Origin of the sequence: Streptomyces soli, assembly GCF_003999195.1 — a bacterium.
Taxonomy (GTDB): domain Bacteria; phylum Actinomycetota; class Actinomycetes; order Streptomycetales; family Streptomycetaceae; genus Actinacidiphila; species Actinacidiphila soli.
In genome coordinates this window covers 1-17977 of sequence record NZ_RJVR01000052.1, presented here as the reverse complement: position 1 = coordinate 17977, position 17977 = coordinate 1, and the positions used below count along the sequence as shown (strand labels likewise).

Here is a 17977-nt window from a genome sequence, read left to right as displayed (position 1 = left end):
TGCGCCCGCGCGCTCGGCGAGGTCGCCGGGTTCGGCGTCGGCGGCCTGCCAGGGGACCCCTGCCGCGGTGGCATGGTCGGCGAGCTCGGCGGCGGTGCGGGAGACGGCGGCGGCGAGTTCGGCGAGCAGTGCCTCGGCGCGCTCCAGGTCGGCTCGGGCGCGGCTGGTGGCGGCGGCGCGGCGGGCGTGCTCCTCGGCGGCGGACCGGGTGTTCTGCTCGCAGGTGCGGACCAGCCGTTCCAGGTCGGCGAGCTGCTCCAGGGCCTGGTAGGCGGCACTGGACTTGAGCTGGTCCAGGCGGGCCCGCAGCGCGGCAAGGGCGTTGTCGGCGGTCTCCAGCCGGGTCGCGGCGGCAGCCTGGCGCTCTTCGGCGGCGGCGAGCCCCGCGGCTGTCTCGGTGACAGCGGCGCGGCGGGCTTGGGTGCCTGTACGTCGGCGGGTGAGCGCGTCGGAGGCCCAGCGGGCGTGTACCCGCAGGTAGGTGGTGTAGCTGGCGAGGAAGGCGCCGGTGGCCTCGTCGGCGGCGGCCAGGCCTTCAAGGGTGCGCTGTACAGCCTCCATGTCGTCGAAGGACCGGGCGGCCTCGGCGACCAGATCGTCGTCGACGGGACGCAGCCCTCCGGTGAGGGTGTCGGAGAGCTTCGCCGGGTCGAGGTTCTTGGCGAGCTGTGGCCGGCGCAGCGTCAGGATCAGGGTGAGCAGTTGCTCGTAGCGTTCCCGGCCGAGGCCGAACAGGCGCTGGTCGATGGCGGCGCGGTAGTCGGCGGCGGACGCGTGCAGGCACTCCTCGCCGATCTCGGCGGTGAGCTGCTTCTTCGTCATCGGCCGGTCGTCGTCGGTCAGCAGGGAGAAGTCCTCGCCGACCCGGCCGTCGGTGACGAAGTGCCAGCGGGCGGGCTGGTCGCGGTGGCGCTGGGCGTGCAGGCCGATGCCGACGGTGACGGCGTGCCCGGTGTCGCGGTGCCGCAGTTCCAGCCAGACGTAACCGAGGGCGCTGTCCTGCCCCCGGAAGAGCAGATTGGACTTCATGGTGCGGTCCTCGGCGGCGAAGGGATTGAGCCGCTTGGGGTCGATCCGGCCGTCGAGGACGAAGGGAAACAGGACTTCCAGGGCCTTGGTCTTGCCGGAGCCGTTGGGGCCGCGCAGAATCAGCCAGCCGCCTGCAAAGGAGAACTCCTCGTCGCGGTAGTCCCACAGGTTGACGATGCCGGCGCGGGTGGGGACGTAGCGGGTCACGGGGTCAGGTCCTCGGATCGGGTCGCGGCGGCGGGCGCGGTGTCGAACAGTATCGGCTCGGCGGCCGGGGCTGCGGCTGTCGCCTTGGGGCGGGTTTTGACCTGCGCGGTGACGCCCCGGTAACGGCCGAGCAGCGGCAGTGCGAGCACCCCGCCATCGACGGGGGCGACCAGCCGCAGCGAGGCGAGCAGAGTGATCGCGCGGGCGGTCAGCCGGTCGGGGTCGTCGCGCAGCTCCCCGGACATGCCCTGGCCGTACGTCGCGACGAGGCGTTTCATCGCGCCGCGCAGCCAGGCGTCGGTGACGAACGGGTACGCCGCTTCGTCCGCCGGGCCCGAAGCCTCGTCACCTTCCGTATCCTCCGTTTCCGGTACGGGAGCCGACGCGGGCTCGGCCGGCTCGGCGAACAGCCCACGCTCAGGCAGGGCGCTGTCGATCCGGGAGGCGGTCGCGGCCCGCCGTTCGACGGCGGTGGCCGCGGGCAGCCGCTCGGTGCGCGGCTTGGCGGCCTGCTCGGCGATCCTGGCGGCGAGCAGCAGCGCGGCCTGGGCGACGGTGCCTCCGGCCGGGAAACGGACGTCGGAAAGCCGCCCGGAGGTGTCGATCAGGGCGACGCCTTCGGCGCGGCGTTCCAGGGCGAGGCCGGTGAGGCGTTCCAGGTCTTCGGCGAGGGCGGGTGAGCGCAGCTGCCCGCGCAGCGCCTCGTCCACGTCGCCGTAGTAGACAGCGGGCTGTTCCAGGACCAGGCGGCGGGCCCGGCGGGCGGCGGTGCGGCGCTGGGTCTCGCGTCCCTGGGCGAAGCCGGCGGGGGTGTCCTGGTCGAGCAGGTCGGCAACGGAGCCGAGGTGCTGCAGCACCCTGCGGGGCCGGTAGAGCGCGCCGGTGACCTCGCGGTCGATGTCGTACAGCGCCTCGGCGCGATCGGGGTCGTTGACCCAGGCGGCTGCGGAGCCATCGGCGGTGCGCAGCGCGCCCCGCGCCTCCAGCCAGGCGACCGCGTCCACGAAGGCGTCCCGGTCGGGCTTGCGCTCGGTGTCCATGCCGAGCCCGTCGACGCGGGTGGCGTCGGCGGCGACCGCGTCCGCGAGCTCGCTCAGCGCGACCTGGGCGCCGGAGCGGCTGAGCGCGGCCAGGGTGAGCACCAGGTAGGCATAGCGGCGGCGGTCAAACGGCCTCTCGCCCCGGGTCAACGCGGGCTGGGTGGCGTCCAGTTCGTCTTGGACCCGTAGCAGCCGGGCGGTGTCGGCGGTGGTGACCAGCCGATAGCCGAGCGCCTCGGGCAGGTCGGCGCGCAACTGCTCGGCCCAGCGCCGGACCAGCGGCAGAGCCCCCGCGTCCGGCCACACCGTGGTGACCAGGGGGTGGCGCAGGACCAGCCGGACGGCCTTCTGGTAGTCGGCGAGTTCCAGCGGGCCGACGGCCTCGGCGACCCTCATGCGGTGACCTCCAGACGCAGGCCGCCCAGGTGGAACCGGCCCCGCACGGTGTGCACAGTCGTGGACCCGGCGGCGGGTTGCAGGGTCAGGCGTACGCCGTGGGCTCCGGCGGCGGCGACACCCCGGGTGACCGGGACGCGGGCGGACAGGGCAAGGTCGAGCAGGCCGAGCAGGGCCTGGGTCTCGGGCTCGTCGAGGACTCTCCCGTACACGCCGTCTCCGGCAAGCGAGGCGGCCGCGCTGCGGGCCTGCGCCTGCGCCTTGAGCTGCTGGGCCCGCAGGTGCTGGCGCTGCGCGTCATTGCGTTCGATCCGGCCGGGGCCGTGCAGCGCGGGGGCACGTCCGGACTGGACCAGGGTGCGGGCGAGCACCACCGGTTCGGCCTCCCACCACGAGAGCCGGCTGGGGATCAGCTCCGGGTCCTCGTACGGGACGGCGATGTGCCGGGGTGAGCCCAGGTCGAAAGCGACGCGGAACAGCGCGTGGGCGTCGGCGTCGCTGGGGCAGGAGGTGAACCACTGGGCGAGGTGCCGCAGTTGGCTTTCCCGGCTGACGCCGCCCTTGCGTGCCTCGGTGACCCGGCGCAGCAGCGCGAGGACGCCCGAGATGGCGGTGACGGTGGCGGTCTGCAGGCGCTCGCTCTCGCTGTGCTCGCCCTCGGCGAACCAGTGCACCAGGCCGGACCAGCGCTGCCGCCAGTCCTCCAGCCGCTCCGGCCCGGAGCGGAACAGCCGCTCGTCGGCGGAGGCGGCGCGCTCGACGAGGCGGTCCACGCCGGTGTCGGCGACGTCCTGCACCGCGTCGGCCAGCAGCGGAGCGTAGCGGGCGAGTTCAGCGGTGAACTCTCGCATGTGGGAGAGCAGCGCGTCCTTGTGGGCGAGGAACACCTCGGGGCGGGCGTCGTTGGTGCGGGCGAGGTCGCCGAGCATCAGGTAGAAGCGGGCCGAGCGCTGGGCCATGTCGGTGAGGACGCCGTCGAGGCGGGACAGCTTGCGGTAGACCTCCTCGGCGTCGCCGTCGGTGTTGGCGCGGGCCAGGGCACGCAGGTCGGCGAGGATGTCGGGAAAGACCAGCCGGGACAGCTGGGCGTCCTCCAAGGTCGCGCCGAGCACGTCCTCGACGGCACGGAAGGCGCGGTAGCCGGCCTGGGTGAACTGGTAGACGTAGTGCCGGTTGCGGTATTCGGCGAGGTTGGCGGCGCGGGTGCCGTCGTAGCTGCGGTCCAGCAGCTTCCAGTCGGCGAGCGCGTCCAGCAGCGGCTGCACCTCGCCGACGGCGCGGGCGGCGGGGTGCTCGGCGGCGAGTTGGGTGAGCATGTCGCGGGCGTCGGAGGCGTGCAGCAGCACCTGGTAGTTGACGCGGCCCCGGTCGAAGGCCCGAAGCAGCCATAGGTAGTCGTGGCGCTTCTCGGCGGCTGCGAAGTGGAACAGCCGCAGCCGGTCGTCCAGGGTGAAGGCGTCGATGCCGAAGGCGTCGGCGGACGGCTCCTCTGACTGGTCCACTGCCACGGACGGCCTGTCGGTCACTGCTCTCCCCCAGCTGCTGTTCAACTCGGTTCCGGTACGGCTGACCATTGTGTCAAAAGCCGGGACCCGCTACGAACGGGCCCGCGAGTTCACCTCGTGCGTATCCACATGAGCGCGACCGGATGGTACAATGCCGCCGCAAAGGACATTCCACGCATGAGCACCGTCCTGGCCGTGGGCTCTTGCCTGCACAACACCGAGGTGGGCTCACGTCACACGACGCCTTCCGGGGCTGAAGCGTCCACGTCGCGGCCCCGTGCGGTTGCAGTAGTAGGGCACCGCACGGCTGCGGGAGCTCAGCCTGCGTACGGTCGTCGACTTGCGGGAGTCTCAATTGCCCTGCCCGGTCCCATCGGGTGCCAACGCGGCGAGGGCGCTCAGCGAGTCCAGGGCGGCTCCCCGGGCGAGGCGCTCGTGGTGGTGCTCGTTGCGGCGGTTGCGCAGGCAGCCGTAGCAGGAGGTCTCCGGGCCGCAGTCGCAGGCGGCGAGGCGGGTCCGGGCGGCGCGTACGACCAGGTCCAGGTGCTGGCCCACGCGCAGCGCGCTGCCCGCGCCGCCGGGGACGGTGTCAAAGACCACCAGGCCGCCATTCCCGTCCGCGCCAGAGTGCGGGACGCCGTCGATGTCGTCCCGGCTGATCTCCAGGCCGGTGGTGGCGCCTTCCAGCAGCGCGTAGAGCAGGGACAGCCGTCGGTCCGCTGTGTCCAGTCCCGGGACGTCGAAGCGCAACTGCAGGATGTCGGTCTCGTAGCCGTGCGCGAGGGAGCGCCAGCGCAATGGGCCGGTGCATGGCTTGCCGCGCAGCGGGGCGGTGTGGCTCTTGGGTGTGCGGCGCTGGTTGGCGGCGCCCCAGCCGCACCACTCACAGATCAGGTAGCCGCTGCCGTTGGGTCCTTCCGACAGCGAGACCAGCCGTCCGCGTGAGCCGGCCCGGCACCAGATGAGCGCGCCGGTGGCGGACCGCCAACGGGTTTCGGCGAGCTCCTCGCCGAGGGTGACCACATGGGTGTCGCCGTACCAGCTGCGCGGCGGCGGTGATCCTGCGGGCTTGCCGGTGCGGTGTTCGGCGACGAAACCGAACTCGGGGACCAGGTACTCGCGCACCGGACCATCGGCGGGCCGTCCGCAGGCGGGGCAGGCGGGTTCCAGGTCCGGGCCGCCCTCACGGTAGTGGCGGCAGTCCCGGCAGACGGTGTAGCAGCGGCTGATCAGCTCGCGACCCGGCAACCGGTAGACGCCGCCGGAGCGCCACAGCACTCCCCCGGCGACCAGCTCCGAGCCGGGCGCGTACTCGTGGATGGCGACCGCGAGATCGCGGCTGAGCTCCAGACGCGCCCCGACCTGGCTGTCGCAGTGCGCGGTGCGCAGCTCCACGGTGTCCACCGGGAAGCCGTACTTGGGCAGCACGTTGCGGTTCGCCAGGAACCCGATCAGGGAACGCCGGGTCACGGTGTTGACGCTGCGTTCGAACCGGGCGGCGAGGTCGCTGCGGCGCTGCTGGAAGGCGGCGCTGCGGCGCTCCTCGAAGACGGCGACGTCCTGGGCGAGTTCGGCGCGCACCTGCTCCAAGTGGTCACACAGCTCGTCCACCCAGGCGCCGCTGTCCACGCCCAGCTCCTTGTGGACCGCCGGGGGAAGCACCGCGTCCAGGGCTTCGCGGACCCCGGCGGGCACCGGAGTGAGGAAGGCCCGCACCCGGGAACAGGGCGCTTGCGGCCCGTCCTGGCCCTTGCGCTCGCCGAGGAAGAACGCCCCGGCGGTCTTCCAGGTCTCGCCCCAGTTCTCCTTGGCGTGCCGGAAGAACTCCGCCAGGGCGACGGAGTGAGCGTGCCTGCGGTCGATCCTGGCGTTGCCCAGCGGCACATACGGGGCCCGCAGCTGTCCGGCGACCATCAGCTCGGGGGCCTGGAACCTCGACAGGTCGTGGGAGCGGCGCTGGGCGTAGGTGAGGACCAGGGCCGCGGAGTCGGAACGGCGTCCGGCGCGGCCGGCCCGCTGAATGTAGTTGGCGGTGCTCGGCGGCATGTTCCGCAGCATCACGCCCTGCAGTTCGCCGACGTCCACGCCGAGTTCGAAAGTGGTCGAGCAGGACAGCACATTGATGTCCCCGGCGAGGAAGCGCTGCTGGATCTCGGCGGCCTCCAGGCCGGTCCACTGCGCGGTGTGCTCCCGGGCGACCAGCGGCACCGGCTCGGTGGTGAGGTAGACGGTGCGGTAGTGCTCGTCCTCCTCCGGCTCGGCCGGGCGCAGCTCGCCCGCGCAGCCGAGGGTCGGGCAGATCCCGCGCAGCGCGTACCCGGCGGTGCGGCGGCACAGGGTGCAGCGGTGCAGCGGGCCGCCCTGGGACAGCTGCAGCCAGGTGTGGTCCAGTTGGTGGACCTGGCCGAGACCGGGCAGCGCGGCGGAGCGCAGCCAGCCGTCGGGCAGCGCGGCCAGCCAGCGCCAGCAGCCGTCCAGGACGTCGCGCGGGTCGGCCTGCGGGGCCACGGCGGCCAGCAGGCGGCGCAGGTAGTCCAGGCGGCGGTTGACGCCCTTGGTGGGCAGCCAGCTGAGGACTTTCAGCTTGGCTTCGGCGCCGTCCCTGCGCACCTGCACGGGACCGCGCCGGGGGTCGAAGATCTCATCGCGGGGATCGACCTCCTCCGGCATGGTCAGCGCGCCCTGCAGCCGCAGGGTGCGCAGCAGTTCGCCGAGCAGGGTCCAGCACTCGGCCGCGCTCAGCCCCAGGTCGAGCAGCGGCTGCGGAGGCCGCCAGCCCGGCTCCCGGTCAAGCTCGACCCGCAGCAGGCCGAGGCCCTCAAGGGAGTGGCGCTCGTCGAGGGCGACCAGTTCGCGCAGCACCCAGCGGGCGGCCTCACGGCGGCGGCGCTGCCGCGAGTCACGGCGCGCGAAGACTCCGGCCCGGCCGGCGGCCGCGGCGACCTCCTCGATCAGGTCGTCCACGGTGGCGTACGGGTCGCGGGCGGTGGCCCGGCGCAGACCGTCCAGGATGAGGCGGCGCTGCTGTACCCGGGCGTGGCTGGCCTCCAGGTAGGGGGCGAAGAACGCGGCGGCTTGCCGGCTGTCGCTGAAGGCGAGCAGCTTGCGTCCGCCGCCGGGGCGGTCCTCGTGGCCGGGCGAGGGCGGCAAAGCCTGGTAGAAGGTGGTGGTGAGGACGGCCGCGGCGGCCTCGTTGCCGCTCTCGAACTGACGGATCACACCGGTGCCGCGGGCCCCACAGGCCAGACAGCCGGTCGGCGAGCCGGCGCTGGTGTGCAGGCGCCGCACCGGACGCAGGGCAGGGTCGGGGCAGCCACAGGTTCCTGACGTGCCATCAGTGATGGTGCCGCAGCGGGCGCACAGGAGTGCGGGCTTCGACCCGGCCTGGGTCCGCGGGCCCTCGTCGAGGATCTCGTCGTCCTCGTCGGCGAACTCGGCACGTTCGGCCTCGCCGTCCTCCAGAAGCAGCCAGGTGCGCCGGTCCGCGTTGGTGACCCGGGGGTTGAACACGTCTCCGCCGGGCCCGCCCTCGACCGTCCCGACCAGGTGCACCGCACCGCAGCGCTGACAGGAGCCGAATTCGAACACGGTCCCGGTGCAGCGTACGCAGCGCTCATGGCGTCCGAGGCTCACATGCGGCCCCTCGGGGGTGAGGCAGGTGAACGCGCCCTCGGTGGCGCGGGCGAAGAGGTGGTAGCGGGCCGACAGCACCGGCGTGCCCGACATGTCCTTGATCCGGCCGCCGAGTTCCACCAGCGCCGCCAGCCCGTCGGCGCCCAGGCCGGCCGCGGCGAGCTCGCCGAAGGGGCGAGGTGCGGCGGCGAGAGCTGCCCGCAACTCCGCCATACCGCGCTCGTGGGCGAGCGCGGTATAAGCGTCCGGGCCGGCTTCGGGGTGCAGCCGCAACAGCTCCGCCGCCGGGTCGGCGCTCGCGGCGAGCGCCCGGTAGGCGGCGGCGTCCAGCGGCCCCCAGTAGGACCCTTCGGGCATCGGCACCCGCTCGGCGGTGACCAGGTCCTGCCGCCCGGGGTCGCCGGGCTCCCACTCGAAGGAGGCGTCGAAGAGCTTCGTCGCGAACTCGGCCACCGCCTCGGGGCGGTCGCCGACGGTGGCGCTGGTCGCGATGGCCTGCAACGGACGTCCGGGGGCGACCCGGTGGCGCAACCGCCGCAGCAGCATCCCCACCTCCTCGGCCTTCGCGCCGTCGTACACATGAGCCTCGTCCAGGACGACGAAGCGCCAGGTGCCGCCGTACCGGCCCTCGAACAGGTCCAGGTCGGCGGGGCGCAGCAGCAGATACTCCAGCATCGCGTAGTTGGTCAGCAGCAGGTGCGGTGGACTCTCCCGCATCTCCTCGCGGCTGAGCAGCTCGTTGGACAGGCGCGGCTCGCCCGGATTGAGCTCCTCGAACAGGGCCGCGCCCTGCCGGGCCTGCTCGGGGGTCTCGCCGGTGTAGCGGCCGAAGGTGAATTCCGGGGTGGCGGCGAGCAGCCGGCGCAGCCGCCGCAGCTGGTCATTGGCCAGGGCGTTCATGGGGTAGAGCAGCAGCGCGCGCACACCGGGCCCGAGGCCGCCCTGGCTGTGCTCGGCGGCGAGCGCGGACAGCACGGGCAGCAGAAAGCTCTCCGTCTTGCCGGAGCCGGTTCCGGTGGCGACGACCAGGTTGCGCCCGTCCCGCGTCTTGCGCAGGGCGCGCTCCTGGTGCAGGTACAGCGGCCGGTCCAGGGGCAGGGCGGCACTGCCGAGCCGGGTGAAGCCGGGGTCGAGCACGCCCTCGGCGATCAGCTCGCGCAGGGTTGCGCCGGTACGGTAGGGCGGCGTGGCCTCCAGCAGCGGACCCTTCGTCAGCAGCGGGCTCGCCTGGATCTCGGCGGCCAGTGCGGCGGCGATCGCAGGGTCGCGGACCGGGAGCAGCGAGCGCAGATAGCGCCGGTAGGTGCCGGTGATCAGGTCGCTGGTCGCAAGAGGGTCCACGGGGATGACGCTCCGGAGCTGGTGCGGCTGTACGGGTGACGGTTCCTCGGCAGCTTACGGCCCGGCGGGCAGCCAGGGGTCGGCGGCCGGGGCGTGCGTGGTGTCCAGCCGGGCGACGAGGGCGCGGCGGCCTTCATAGGTGAACGCGAGAGTGGCCCCGGGGTGTGCGGCGGCGGTATCCAGCAGGCGGCGCAGGTTGTAACTGCCGTCCCGGTAGGGCTCCAGGGTCTGTACGGTGCGTCCGTCGGCGAGCAGTTCCAGGACGGGAGCGCGGCGCGCGCCGGGCAGGTCGATCCGCAGCGGCTCGGCGGCGGCCAGCCGGTCCGGGTCCAGGCACAGCGGGCCCTCACCTCCTTCCGGCAGTCCATCGACGGCGGCGCGCATCCGCGGCGGGGTCACGGTGAGTCGCCAGCTCACCTCACGGACGACGAGGTCCACGCCGCGGGAGGCCGTCGCCGGGTCGTAGGCGAGCGCCGACGGGGCGGCGGTCATACCCGCCACGGGGCGCAGCAGCACCTCGGCGGGTTCCAGGCCGCGTTCGTGCAGCAGCCGTACGGCCGGGTGGCTCGGCGCCTCGAGTCCTTCGGCGAGCGCGACGGTGCGCTGCAGGCCGCGCCCGGCCGCGCCACGTACCCGGACGGTGTACTCCCCGAGCAGCGGCCGGGGCAGGCCCTGCCACAGTGCCGCGGTGTCCCCCGGTGCGAGGGTGTGCCGGACCAGGGCCGGTTCGCCGGGCCGCCGGATCTCCACCTGCCAGTCCGCTGTCCCGGCGGGCAGCCACAGCGCCGGCGGATGCCCGTAGACGGGCCTGCCGCCCTCGGTGTGCAGGCCGGCTACCGGATCGCCGGTGACCAGGCGGGGCCGGGCACGGCCCTTGACGAGGCGCCGGGTCGCGCCGTCCTCCGGGGACCACAGCCAGGACACGTCCTCCAGGGAGACCTGCACGAGCTGCCAGCCTGCCCAGCCGAGCGGCATCCGGCTGTACGCGAGGGTGCGCAGCGGCACGTCGGCGGTGGGCACGGAGTCATCGGGGTGCAGCAGCCACACCGGGTCGGGTGGCAGGGGCGCGGCCTCGGGCAGCGGACGGCCGTCCTCGTCGAAGGCCAGGGGAAGCCGCCGGGACCAGGCCGGGGGCAGCGTCCACCGCCGTCCGGCGGAGCTGACCGACAGCGCGGCCGTGGGGTTGGGGACGGCGTAGTGGCCGCCCTCCGCTTCCGGACCAGCCGGTGCTGGGCCGACCGGTGCTGGGCCGACTGGTGGAGAGATGGTGAGCCGCCGGTCGTCCGCCATGACCTCCGCGTCGGCCCAGCAGCCGGGGACCTGGAGCAGCAGTCCCCGGCCGAAGGGCTCCAAGAACGTGTCGGGCTCCGGTCCCGCGTCGGCGGTCCCGGCAGCGAGAGCCCCCCGGGCGGACAGCTCCACGGCACGGACGGTGAAGCGCTCGGGGGGTCCCCCCTCCGGAGGCTCGTGTCCGGCGTCCAGGGCACGCAGCAGCTCGCGGCACTGGTCCAGCAGAGGGCGCGCCGCAGCTCCGCCGTTGTGGAGCAGCAACGCGGGCGGGGTGCCGGGAGCCGCCTGCGACGCGACGTCAGGACCGTCGGCGAGTAGCCGCCACAGTTCGTCCAAATGCGCGTCCGGCACGCCGGTATGCAGCAGCAGCGCCTCACCGGGATCGAGTTCGGGGAAGGTCGCCAGCCCGAGCGCGGCGAGGGCCTCCCGCGTCGCCCGCCCCCACTGCGCCGCGTCCCGCGGGGTGGGGCGCCGCCGTCCGCAGGCCCGCCACCAGCATCTCCAGGGCGAGCCCTGCTCATGGTCCCGGGCGAAGGTCCCCACCAGTGCCAGGACGACGCAGGCGGGCCACCGCCGGGCGACGTCGGCGCGGGCCGCGCCCGCGTGCAGCTGTCCGAGCGCTCTGGCGACGGCCTCAACGACATCCTGCTCCGGCTCGGCCTCGGCTGCCAGACTGCGGCCGCGCAGCCGCAGCGACCAGCCGCGCTCCACCAGGTCGAGCAGCGCCTCCGCGTCCAGGGTCGCCCGGCTGCCCGCCCCCATCCACGTCCCTCCCCGTGCCCTGCCGCTCGCCGCGGCTCGTCGAAGTGCCGAGGATACGTCCGGCGCTCGGGTCCTGGCCTCGCGGGCGATGAGTCACCGGCCACAACAGCCGCACCCGCCGCCGAGAGTCCCGGTGGGCTCGAACATGAGGAGCGCGGCGCTGGACGGGGCGTACGGCTTGTGCTCGGTGCCTCGCGGGACGATAAAGACCGAGCCCTTGGCGAGGGCGCCCGTGCGCGCACACCAGCGAGATCGGAACGACGCGCATCGCGCCTCGGCCACATCGGCGTCACAGCGCCCGCAGCCCGTTGATCACATCCCGCAATAGGCCGACGTCCGGCAGGTCGGCCGGCGGCACGGGCCGTATCACGCGCAGCCGGCCGTCCTGCAGCAGGTCGCCGAGGAGCACGCGCACCACGCCGATCGCCAGGTCCGCCTCCGAGGCCAGCTCGGCGACGGAGATCGGGGCCCGGCGGCACAGGTCCATCAGCGCCAGGTGCTGATCGTCGAGGGCATCGTCCGGCTCGGCGTCCGGGTCAGCGACGATCACCGCGATGAGGTCGATGTCCTGGCCGGTCGCGGGCCGGGTCCGGCCCCCCGTGATGGTGTACGCGCGAACCAGCGGACCGGCCTCGTCGTCATACCAGAGCGCGCCCTCGTCATCCGGCGGGCTCATGCCACGTCACTCCCCCGGGTCATCCGCGTCGTGCTGCCGCGGGGCCACACCCAGGTGCTCGCCGACGCGATGGACCATGAGGGTCATCTCGTAGGCGATCTGGCCGACGTCGGCCTGCACCCCGCTGAGCACCGACAGACAGCTGCCGTCCCCGGCCGCGGTGACGAAGAGGAAGCCGTCGTCGAACTCGACCATCGTCTGGCGTACGCCACCGGCGTCGAAGTGCCGTCCGGCGCCCTTGGCGAGGCTGTGGAAGCCGGACGAGACGGCGGCCAGGTGCTCGGCGGTCGGGCGGTCCAGGCTGCTGCTCGCTCCCGTCACCAGTCCGTCGTTCGACAGCACGAGTGCGTGCCGTACATGCGGCACTCGCTCCGTCAGTTCGTCCATCAGCCATGCGAGTCCGGTGCTCACCGTCATCCCCCGTTCTCCCCGTTCTTTCGCGGTGCGTCGGCGGTACGGCCGCGGGCCAGCCCGCGAGCGAACGCCGCCATGGTGGAACGGGCCTCATCCGGAGATCGTTCCCGGTCGGCGCCCGTCGGCGGTGTGTCCGGCGCGCTCTCGTGCTGCGCGTCTTCTCTGAGCTGAGGTACGAGATTGGCCTGTCGTACCCGCTTCGGCAGTCCCATGCCGGTGCGCTCTTCCCTCGGCTGCGTCGGCGCCCTCGTCGCGACGGCCACCGCCCCCCGAGTCGGGGCCGGCAACTCGGCCCGCGCCATCGACTCCGGCACAGGGCGGGGTCGCAGCGTGAGTTCGCCGGTCTCGGGCTCGTCGTCCTCGGCCTCGACCAGGATCGCGGTCGGGATCAGGACGACGGCTGCCGTACCACCGTAGTCCCCCCGCCGAAGGGTGACGCGGATCCCCTGGCGGGAGGCCAGCCTTCCGACGGTGAACAGACCGAGCCGGTCGGTTTCGGGCAGCTCCACGCCCGCCGCCGCCTCGCCGAGTTCGTCGTTGACCTCGGCCAGCCGCTCCGGGCCCATGCCGAGGCCGCGGTCCTCGATCTCGATGACGAAGCCGCCGGCGACGACCTCGCCCCGCACGACGACCTTGGTCTCCGGTGGCGAGAAGGCGGCGGCGTTCTCGATGAGTTCGGCCACCAGGTGCACGACGTCGCCGACCGCCGCGCCCGTGACGGAGATCCGCGGCATCCGCCGGACCGCCACCCGGGGGTAGTCCTCGACCTCGCCGACCGCCGCGCGCACGACCTCGGCGAGCCGGACCGGGCGCCGCCAGGCGCGGCCGGGTGAGTTGCCGGAGAGGATGAGCAGGCCCTCGGCGTGCCGGCGCATGCGGGTGGTCATGTGGTCGAGCCGGAACAGGTCCTCGAGCTCGGTGGGGTCCTGGGTGCGGCGCTGCATGGCGTCGAGGAGGGTGAGCTGGCGGTGCAGCAGCACCTGGCTGCGGCGGGCCAGGTTGATGAAGACGGCGGAGACGCCGCGCCGCAGCTTCTCCTGCTCGACGGCGGCGTGAACCGCCGCGCGTTGGGAGGCGGTGAAGGCCCGGCCGACCTGACCGATCTCGTCGTCGCCGAGGTGCAGGGCGGGCGCGGCCTTCAACACGGCCTCGTGGTCGACGATTTCCCCGGCCCGGAGCCTGCGCATGACCTCGGGCAGGCGGTTACCGGACAGCTCCATCGCCTCGTCGCGCAGGGTCCTGAGCCGGCGCACCAGGCGGCGGCCGAGGCGCAGCGACACCACCATCGACAGGATGACGAGCACCAGGCCGGCCAGGCTGACCGCGCCGGTGCGCAGCAGCACGTCGTAGCCGGTCTCGCGGGCCTCCGAGCCGATCTCGTCGGCCGCTGTGACGTCGATGGCGTCGAGTTCGTCGAGCGCGTCGTTGACGCTCTGCCGCCACAGCGACTCCTGGAGGGCAAGCGGGGCGTCCCGGGGGGCGGAGCTGGTGGACAGCAGTTCCGCGGATCTGAGCGCGCCGCCCAGCTTGCCGTTCTCGAAGGCCACCAGGCGCTCCTCGGCGGCGGGCGGCAGGTCGGCTCCGTACGCGTCCTCCAGCAGCCGTCGAGCGCTGATCAGGCTGGTGAAGTCACTGAACGCCGAGCCGGTCATGCCCGCGACGCGGGCAGCGGCCATGATCGCGTCTTCCTGGGAGATGAGTTCTCGGGCCCGGATCACCTGGACGGCCACGATCGCCTGCCGGGCCAGCTGTCCGGTCTGGAGGGCGCCGAGCGACTCGCGCAGCGGGAAGCCGGGCTCGATGACGGACGAGTACGTCTCCAGGACGTGGGACCAACTGGCCTCGGGGTCACGGGCCTCCTGGCGCAGGGCGCCCAGCCCGTCAGTGGCCACCTGCAGGGTTTGGGTGAGCTGTTCCTTCTGGTCACCGGAGAGCGCGGTGCCGCGTTCCTGGGCGGTCGCGTGGCCGCGCAGGACGGCGAGGGCGGCGTCGGTCCTCTTCTCGAGCCGCGCGAGGTCGCTGCCGCCGGTGCTGCCGTGCGATGCGGTGTAGACGACGGCGGCGCGGCGCTCGTCCTGCAGGGCGAGGTCGAGGTTGTCGGTGGGGACTCCGTAGTAGCGGTAGGTCTCGGCGACCCTGAGCAGCGCCAGTGCGTCGCGCACGGAGGAGTACGTGCTGTAGGTCCACAGGCCCGCCAGGGAGAACAGCGGCACAAGAAGCAGTGCGACGAGCTGGGTGCGGATGGTGCGGGGACGCAAACGCATGGGCAGTGGGTCCTCGGTGACGTGCGTGGGGGCAAACGCCTCCGCTTCGACCACTGGTTCGATACGGAGGAGGCACAGTATGTCCTATGAGACAGCACACCGTGGCACCCGGTGTGACAATTCGCAAGTCTGTGCTTCGCCTGTACGGCCCGCCTCCGCGCCGTTCACGCCCCGCTAACGGGGACGCATTCCCGAGGTAACGCCGGTGTCGCATGCTCGACGCATGGAACGGGGTCTCGTGGTCAAGTGGGCGTACGGCCCCGTCCCCGGCGCCCGGGATGTGACGCCGGAGGTGCCGGTCCTGCACCGGGACATCCACGGCTACCGCAGGGCCTTCCGGATGGCGGGCAGCGGGCCGCCGCTGCTCCTGGTGCACGGGCTGGGCGACTCCTCCGCGACCTGGTCGCACATTCTGCCGCGCCTCGCCCGCCACCGCACCGTCATCGCGCCGGATCTGCTCGGCCACGGTGACAGCGAGCAGCCCCGTGCCGACTACGCGGTGGCGGCCTACGCCTGCGGGATGCGCGACCTGCTCGGCGTCCTGGACATCGAACGGGTGTCGGTGGTCGGCCATTCGCTGGGCGCAGGGGTGGCCATGCAGTTCGCGTACCAGTTCCCCGAGCGCTGCGAGCGGCTGGTGATCGTGGGCGGCGGCGGGATCGGCCCCGAGGTCCATCCGCTGCTGCGGCTCGCGGCGGGGCCAGGCGCCGAGCTCGCGCTGCCGCTGGCGACCTCGGCTCCGGTGCGCAAGGCGCTGAGGGCCGTCGCGCCGCTGTTGCGCCTCACCGGGGGGCTCGGGCTCGGACGGCACGACTTCGACTACGTGCTGGAGCGCTATCTCGCGCTGTCCACCGACACCGCGCGCCAGGCGTTCCTGCGGACGCTGCGCGCCGGGGTCGATCTGCGGGGCCAGGCGATCACGATGATGGACCGCAGCTATCTGACGGCCGGTCTGCCCACGCTCATCGTCTGGGGTGAGCACGACGGGGTGATCCCGGTCGAGCACGCGGGGATCGCGCACGCGGCGATGCCGGGCAGCCGCCTGGAGGTCTTCGGGGACGCGGGGCACTTCCCGCACCATGACGCGCCTGACCGGTTCGTGTCCGTACTGGAGGACTTCCTGGACTCCACCTCGCCCCAGGAGTACGACCCTGTGCGCTGGCGGCGGCTGCTGCGCCGGGGCCGCGCGGACGAGGCGCTGTACGCGGAGGCCGAACCGCCACACCCGTCCAGCGGGTCGTGAGCGGCGCGTCCGGGTGGGGCGCTGGCACGATGGCCGTATGGGACAGAGGATGAGCGACGAGCAGTGGCGGGCCTTCGTCAGCGAGGGCACCCGCACCGGCAAGCTGTCGACCGTACGGGAGGACGGCAGCCCGCATGTGGCGCCGATCTGGTTCCTGCTGGACGGCGACGACCTGGTCTTCAACACGGCCGCCCGGTCGGTCAAGGGCCGCAATCTCCTGCGCGACGGCCGGGCCGCTCTGTGTGTGGACGACGACCGGCCGCCCTTCGCGTACGTCATCGTCTCCGGGCGCGCGGAGATCTCCGAGGAGCCGGGCCCGCTGCGGGAGTGGGCGGGCAGGATCGCCGGCCGCTACGTGGGCCAGGACCGGGCGGACCAGTTCGGGGAGCGCAATGGCGTGCCCGGCGAACTGCTGGTGCGGCTGCGGATCGGCAAGGTGGTCAGCGAGACCGGGGTGTCGGACTGACGCGCCGTCATCGGCCGACCGAGTCCAGCATGCGCGCGGCGTGCATCCGCCCGGCGTGTTCGACCAGCGCGATCAGCACCTCCTTCCCGGACTCGCGGCTGCGCGCGTCGCACAGCACGACCGGGGTGCCGGCTTCCAGGTCCAGGGCGCGTGCCACGTCCTCGGGGCGGTAGGAGCGCGCGCCGGGGAAGCAGTTGACGGCGACGGCGAAGGGGATGCCCCGGTGCTCGAAGAAGTCGACGGCGGGGAAGCAGTCGTCCAGGCGGCGCGTGTCGGCGAGCACGACGGCGCCGAGCGCGCCGTTGGACAGCTCGTCCCACAGGAACCAGAAGCGGTCCTGGCCGGGGGTGCCGAAGAGGTAGAGCGAGAGGCCCGCGCGGATGGTGATCCGCCCGAAGTCCATGGCGACCGTGGTCGTGGTCTTGCGCTCGACGCCGTCGATGTCGTCCACGGTCCGGCCGGCCTCGCTGAGCCGCTCCTCGGTGCGCAGCGGCCGGATCTCGCTGACCGCGCCGACCAGGGTGGTCTTGCCGACCCCGAAGCCCCCGGCGATCAGGATCTTCAGTGCCATGACCGGCTCGTCGGGCAGTGGCGGGTCCTGCCCCTCTCGGCCCGGTCGGTCAGAGCGCGCGGAGTCCATCGATCACCTCTCGCAGGATGTGCTCGTCGGGGAGCTGTGCGGGCGGTACGGGGACATGCACCCGTACGCTGCCCAGCGCCAGCAGGTCGCCCAGGAGGACGCGTACGACGCCCACGGGCAGGTCGGAGTCAGCGGCGAGCTCGGCGACCGACAGGGGTTCCCGGCGGCACAGGGCGAGGATGGCGCTGTGCTCGGGGGCCAGCGACGGGTCGTCCACGGCGCCGCGTTCGGCGACGACCTGAGCGATCAGGTCGAGCCGGGCGCCCTCCGAGCCGGGGCGGGTGCGGCCGCCGGTCATCGCGTACGGGCGCACCAGCGGACCTGCCTCGTCGTCGAACCAGTGGCGGTCGCCGCGCTCGCCCATCGCCGGGTCTGTCATGTCAGCGCGGTCCCGTCAGCCGCCGACCGGGCTGTCGGCGGCCCTGTCGCGCGGCGGCGTGTGCAGATGCTCGCCGACCCGCTTCACCAGCCGGGCCATCTCGTACGCGATGAGGCCGACGTCGGCGGCCGCGGTGGTGAAGACGGCGAGGCAGGATCCCTCGCCGGCGGCGGCCACGAAGAGGAAGCCGCGGTCGAGTTCGACCATGGTCTGGCGGACTGGACCGGCGTCGAAGTGGCGTCCGGCGCCCTTGGCGAGACTGTGGAAGCCGGAGGCGACGGCCGCCAGGTGCTCGGCGTCCTCGCGGCTCAGGCCGCACGAGGCCCCGACCGCCAGGCCGTCGTTGGAGAGCACGACGGCGTGGCGGACGTTCGCGACCCGCTCGGTGAGTTCGTCGAGCAGCCAGTCGAGTTCGCCGGCCCGGTGCGATGTGTCGATCATCCCTGGTCTCCTTCACTCGACGGAGTGTCCGGCGAGTCCTTGCGGTCCTGGGCGGTGGCGGGCGTCTGTTCCCGCCGGCCGGCGACCCGCAGCGCCCGCCGCTCGGGCCGTACGTCACGGGCCTCGGGGCCTCCGCCCCTGAGCCATCCGCTGCGGTAGGCGGCCATGGTGGCCCGGGCCTCGTCGGGGGAGCGCCCGGGCTCACCCGGCCGCCCGGCGTCCTGCGGCTCGCGCCGGTCGGGGGGCGGGGG

13 protein-coding genes and 1 pseudogene are annotated in these 17977 nt (G+C 73.4%); 2 read left to right on the top strand and 12 right to left on the bottom strand.

The window, feature by feature from the left end; all coding sequences use genetic code 11:
• The 8 genes and pseudogenes from EFK10_RS03395 to EFK10_RS03355 all read right to left on the bottom strand — a co-directional run.
• A pseudogene (locus tag EFK10_RS03395) lies at window positions 1–1236 on the bottom strand (TIGR02680 family protein); the annotation flags it as partial.
• Window positions 1233–2672: a TIGR02678 family protein gene (locus tag EFK10_RS03390; protein WP_127354288.1), complete on the bottom strand. Its 1440-nt coding sequence runs from the start codon at window positions 2670–2672 to the stop codon at window positions 1233–1235. The gene EFK10_RS03390 and the pseudogene EFK10_RS03395, both read right to left, overlap by 4 nt.
• Window positions 2669–4198 carry a TIGR02677 family protein gene (locus EFK10_RS03385; protein ID WP_240676961.1) on the bottom strand — a complete coding sequence of 510 codons (1530 nt, stop codon included), beginning with the start codon at window positions 4196–4198 and terminating at the stop codon, window positions 2669–2671. The genes EFK10_RS03390 and EFK10_RS03385 overlap by 4 nt, the downstream gene beginning before the upstream one ends.
• A 330-nt stretch (window positions 4199–4528) precedes the next feature.
• Window positions 4529–9151, bottom strand: a complete 4623-nt coding sequence (locus EFK10_RS03380) for a DEAD/DEAH box helicase (RefSeq protein ID WP_127354286.1) — start codon at window positions 9149–9151, stop codon at window positions 4529–4531.
• A 54-nt stretch (window positions 9152–9205) separates the two neighbouring features.
• Complete coding sequence (locus EFK10_RS03375) at window positions 9206–11203, bottom strand: hypothetical protein (protein WP_127354285.1); 1998 nt, start codon at window positions 11201–11203, stop codon at window positions 9206–9208.
• Window positions 11204–11492: 289 nt separating this feature from the next.
• The gene (locus EFK10_RS03365) at window positions 11493–11879 is read right to left on the bottom strand and encodes a DUF742 domain-containing protein (protein WP_127354283.1); all 387 of its coding nucleotides are present in this window, start codon (window positions 11877–11879) and stop codon (window positions 11493–11495) included.
• Window positions 11880–11885: 6 nt separating this feature from the next.
• Window positions 11886–12296 (bottom strand): roadblock/LC7 domain-containing protein, encoded by a 411-nt coding sequence (locus EFK10_RS03360; RefSeq protein ID WP_127354282.1) that lies wholly within the window; start codon window positions 12294–12296, stop codon window positions 11886–11888.
• Entirely contained in the window at window positions 12293–14557 is a 2265-nt protein-coding gene (locus EFK10_RS03355) for a sensor histidine kinase (RefSeq protein ID WP_127354281.1), read from the bottom strand. The genes EFK10_RS03360 and EFK10_RS03355 overlap by 4 nt, the downstream gene beginning before the upstream one ends.
• Window positions 14558–14780: 223 nt before the next feature.
• Between EFK10_RS03355 and EFK10_RS03350 the strand changes: the two genes are divergently transcribed.
• Together EFK10_RS03350 and EFK10_RS03345 are read left to right on the top strand one after the other, a co-directional pair.
• The gene (locus EFK10_RS03350) at window positions 14781–15800 is read left to right on the top strand and encodes an alpha/beta fold hydrolase (protein WP_127354280.1); all 1020 of its coding nucleotides are present in this window, start codon (window positions 14781–14783) and stop codon (window positions 15798–15800) included.
• Window positions 15801–15837: 37 nt separating this feature from the next.
• Window positions 15838–16266, top strand: a complete 429-nt coding sequence (locus tag EFK10_RS03345) for a PPOX class F420-dependent oxidoreductase (protein ID WP_127354279.1) — start codon at window positions 15838–15840, stop codon at window positions 16264–16266.
• 7 nt (window positions 16267–16273) lie between these two features.
• On the opposite strand, the gene EFK10_RS03340 is transcribed toward EFK10_RS03345, so the two are convergent.
• The 4 genes from EFK10_RS03340 to EFK10_RS46940 form a co-directional block, all read right to left on the bottom strand.
• The gene (locus EFK10_RS03340) at window positions 16274–16837 is read right to left on the bottom strand and encodes a GTP-binding protein (protein ID WP_127354278.1); all 564 of its coding nucleotides are present in this window, start codon (window positions 16835–16837) and stop codon (window positions 16274–16276) included.
• A 49-nt stretch (window positions 16838–16886) separates the two neighbouring features.
• Window positions 16887–17285 carry a DUF742 domain-containing protein gene (locus EFK10_RS03335; protein WP_127354277.1) on the bottom strand — a complete coding sequence of 133 codons (399 nt, stop codon included), beginning with the start codon at window positions 17283–17285 and terminating at the stop codon, window positions 16887–16889.
• 15 nt (window positions 17286–17300) lie between these two features.
• Window positions 17301–17726: a roadblock/LC7 domain-containing protein gene (locus EFK10_RS03330; protein ID WP_127354276.1), complete on the bottom strand. Its 426-nt coding sequence runs from the start codon at window positions 17724–17726 to the stop codon at window positions 17301–17303.
• Window positions 17723–17977 (bottom strand): hypothetical protein (locus EFK10_RS46940; RefSeq protein WP_164835802.1); only part of this gene is annotated, 255 nt, incomplete at its 5' end. The genes EFK10_RS03330 and EFK10_RS46940, both read right to left, overlap by 4 nt.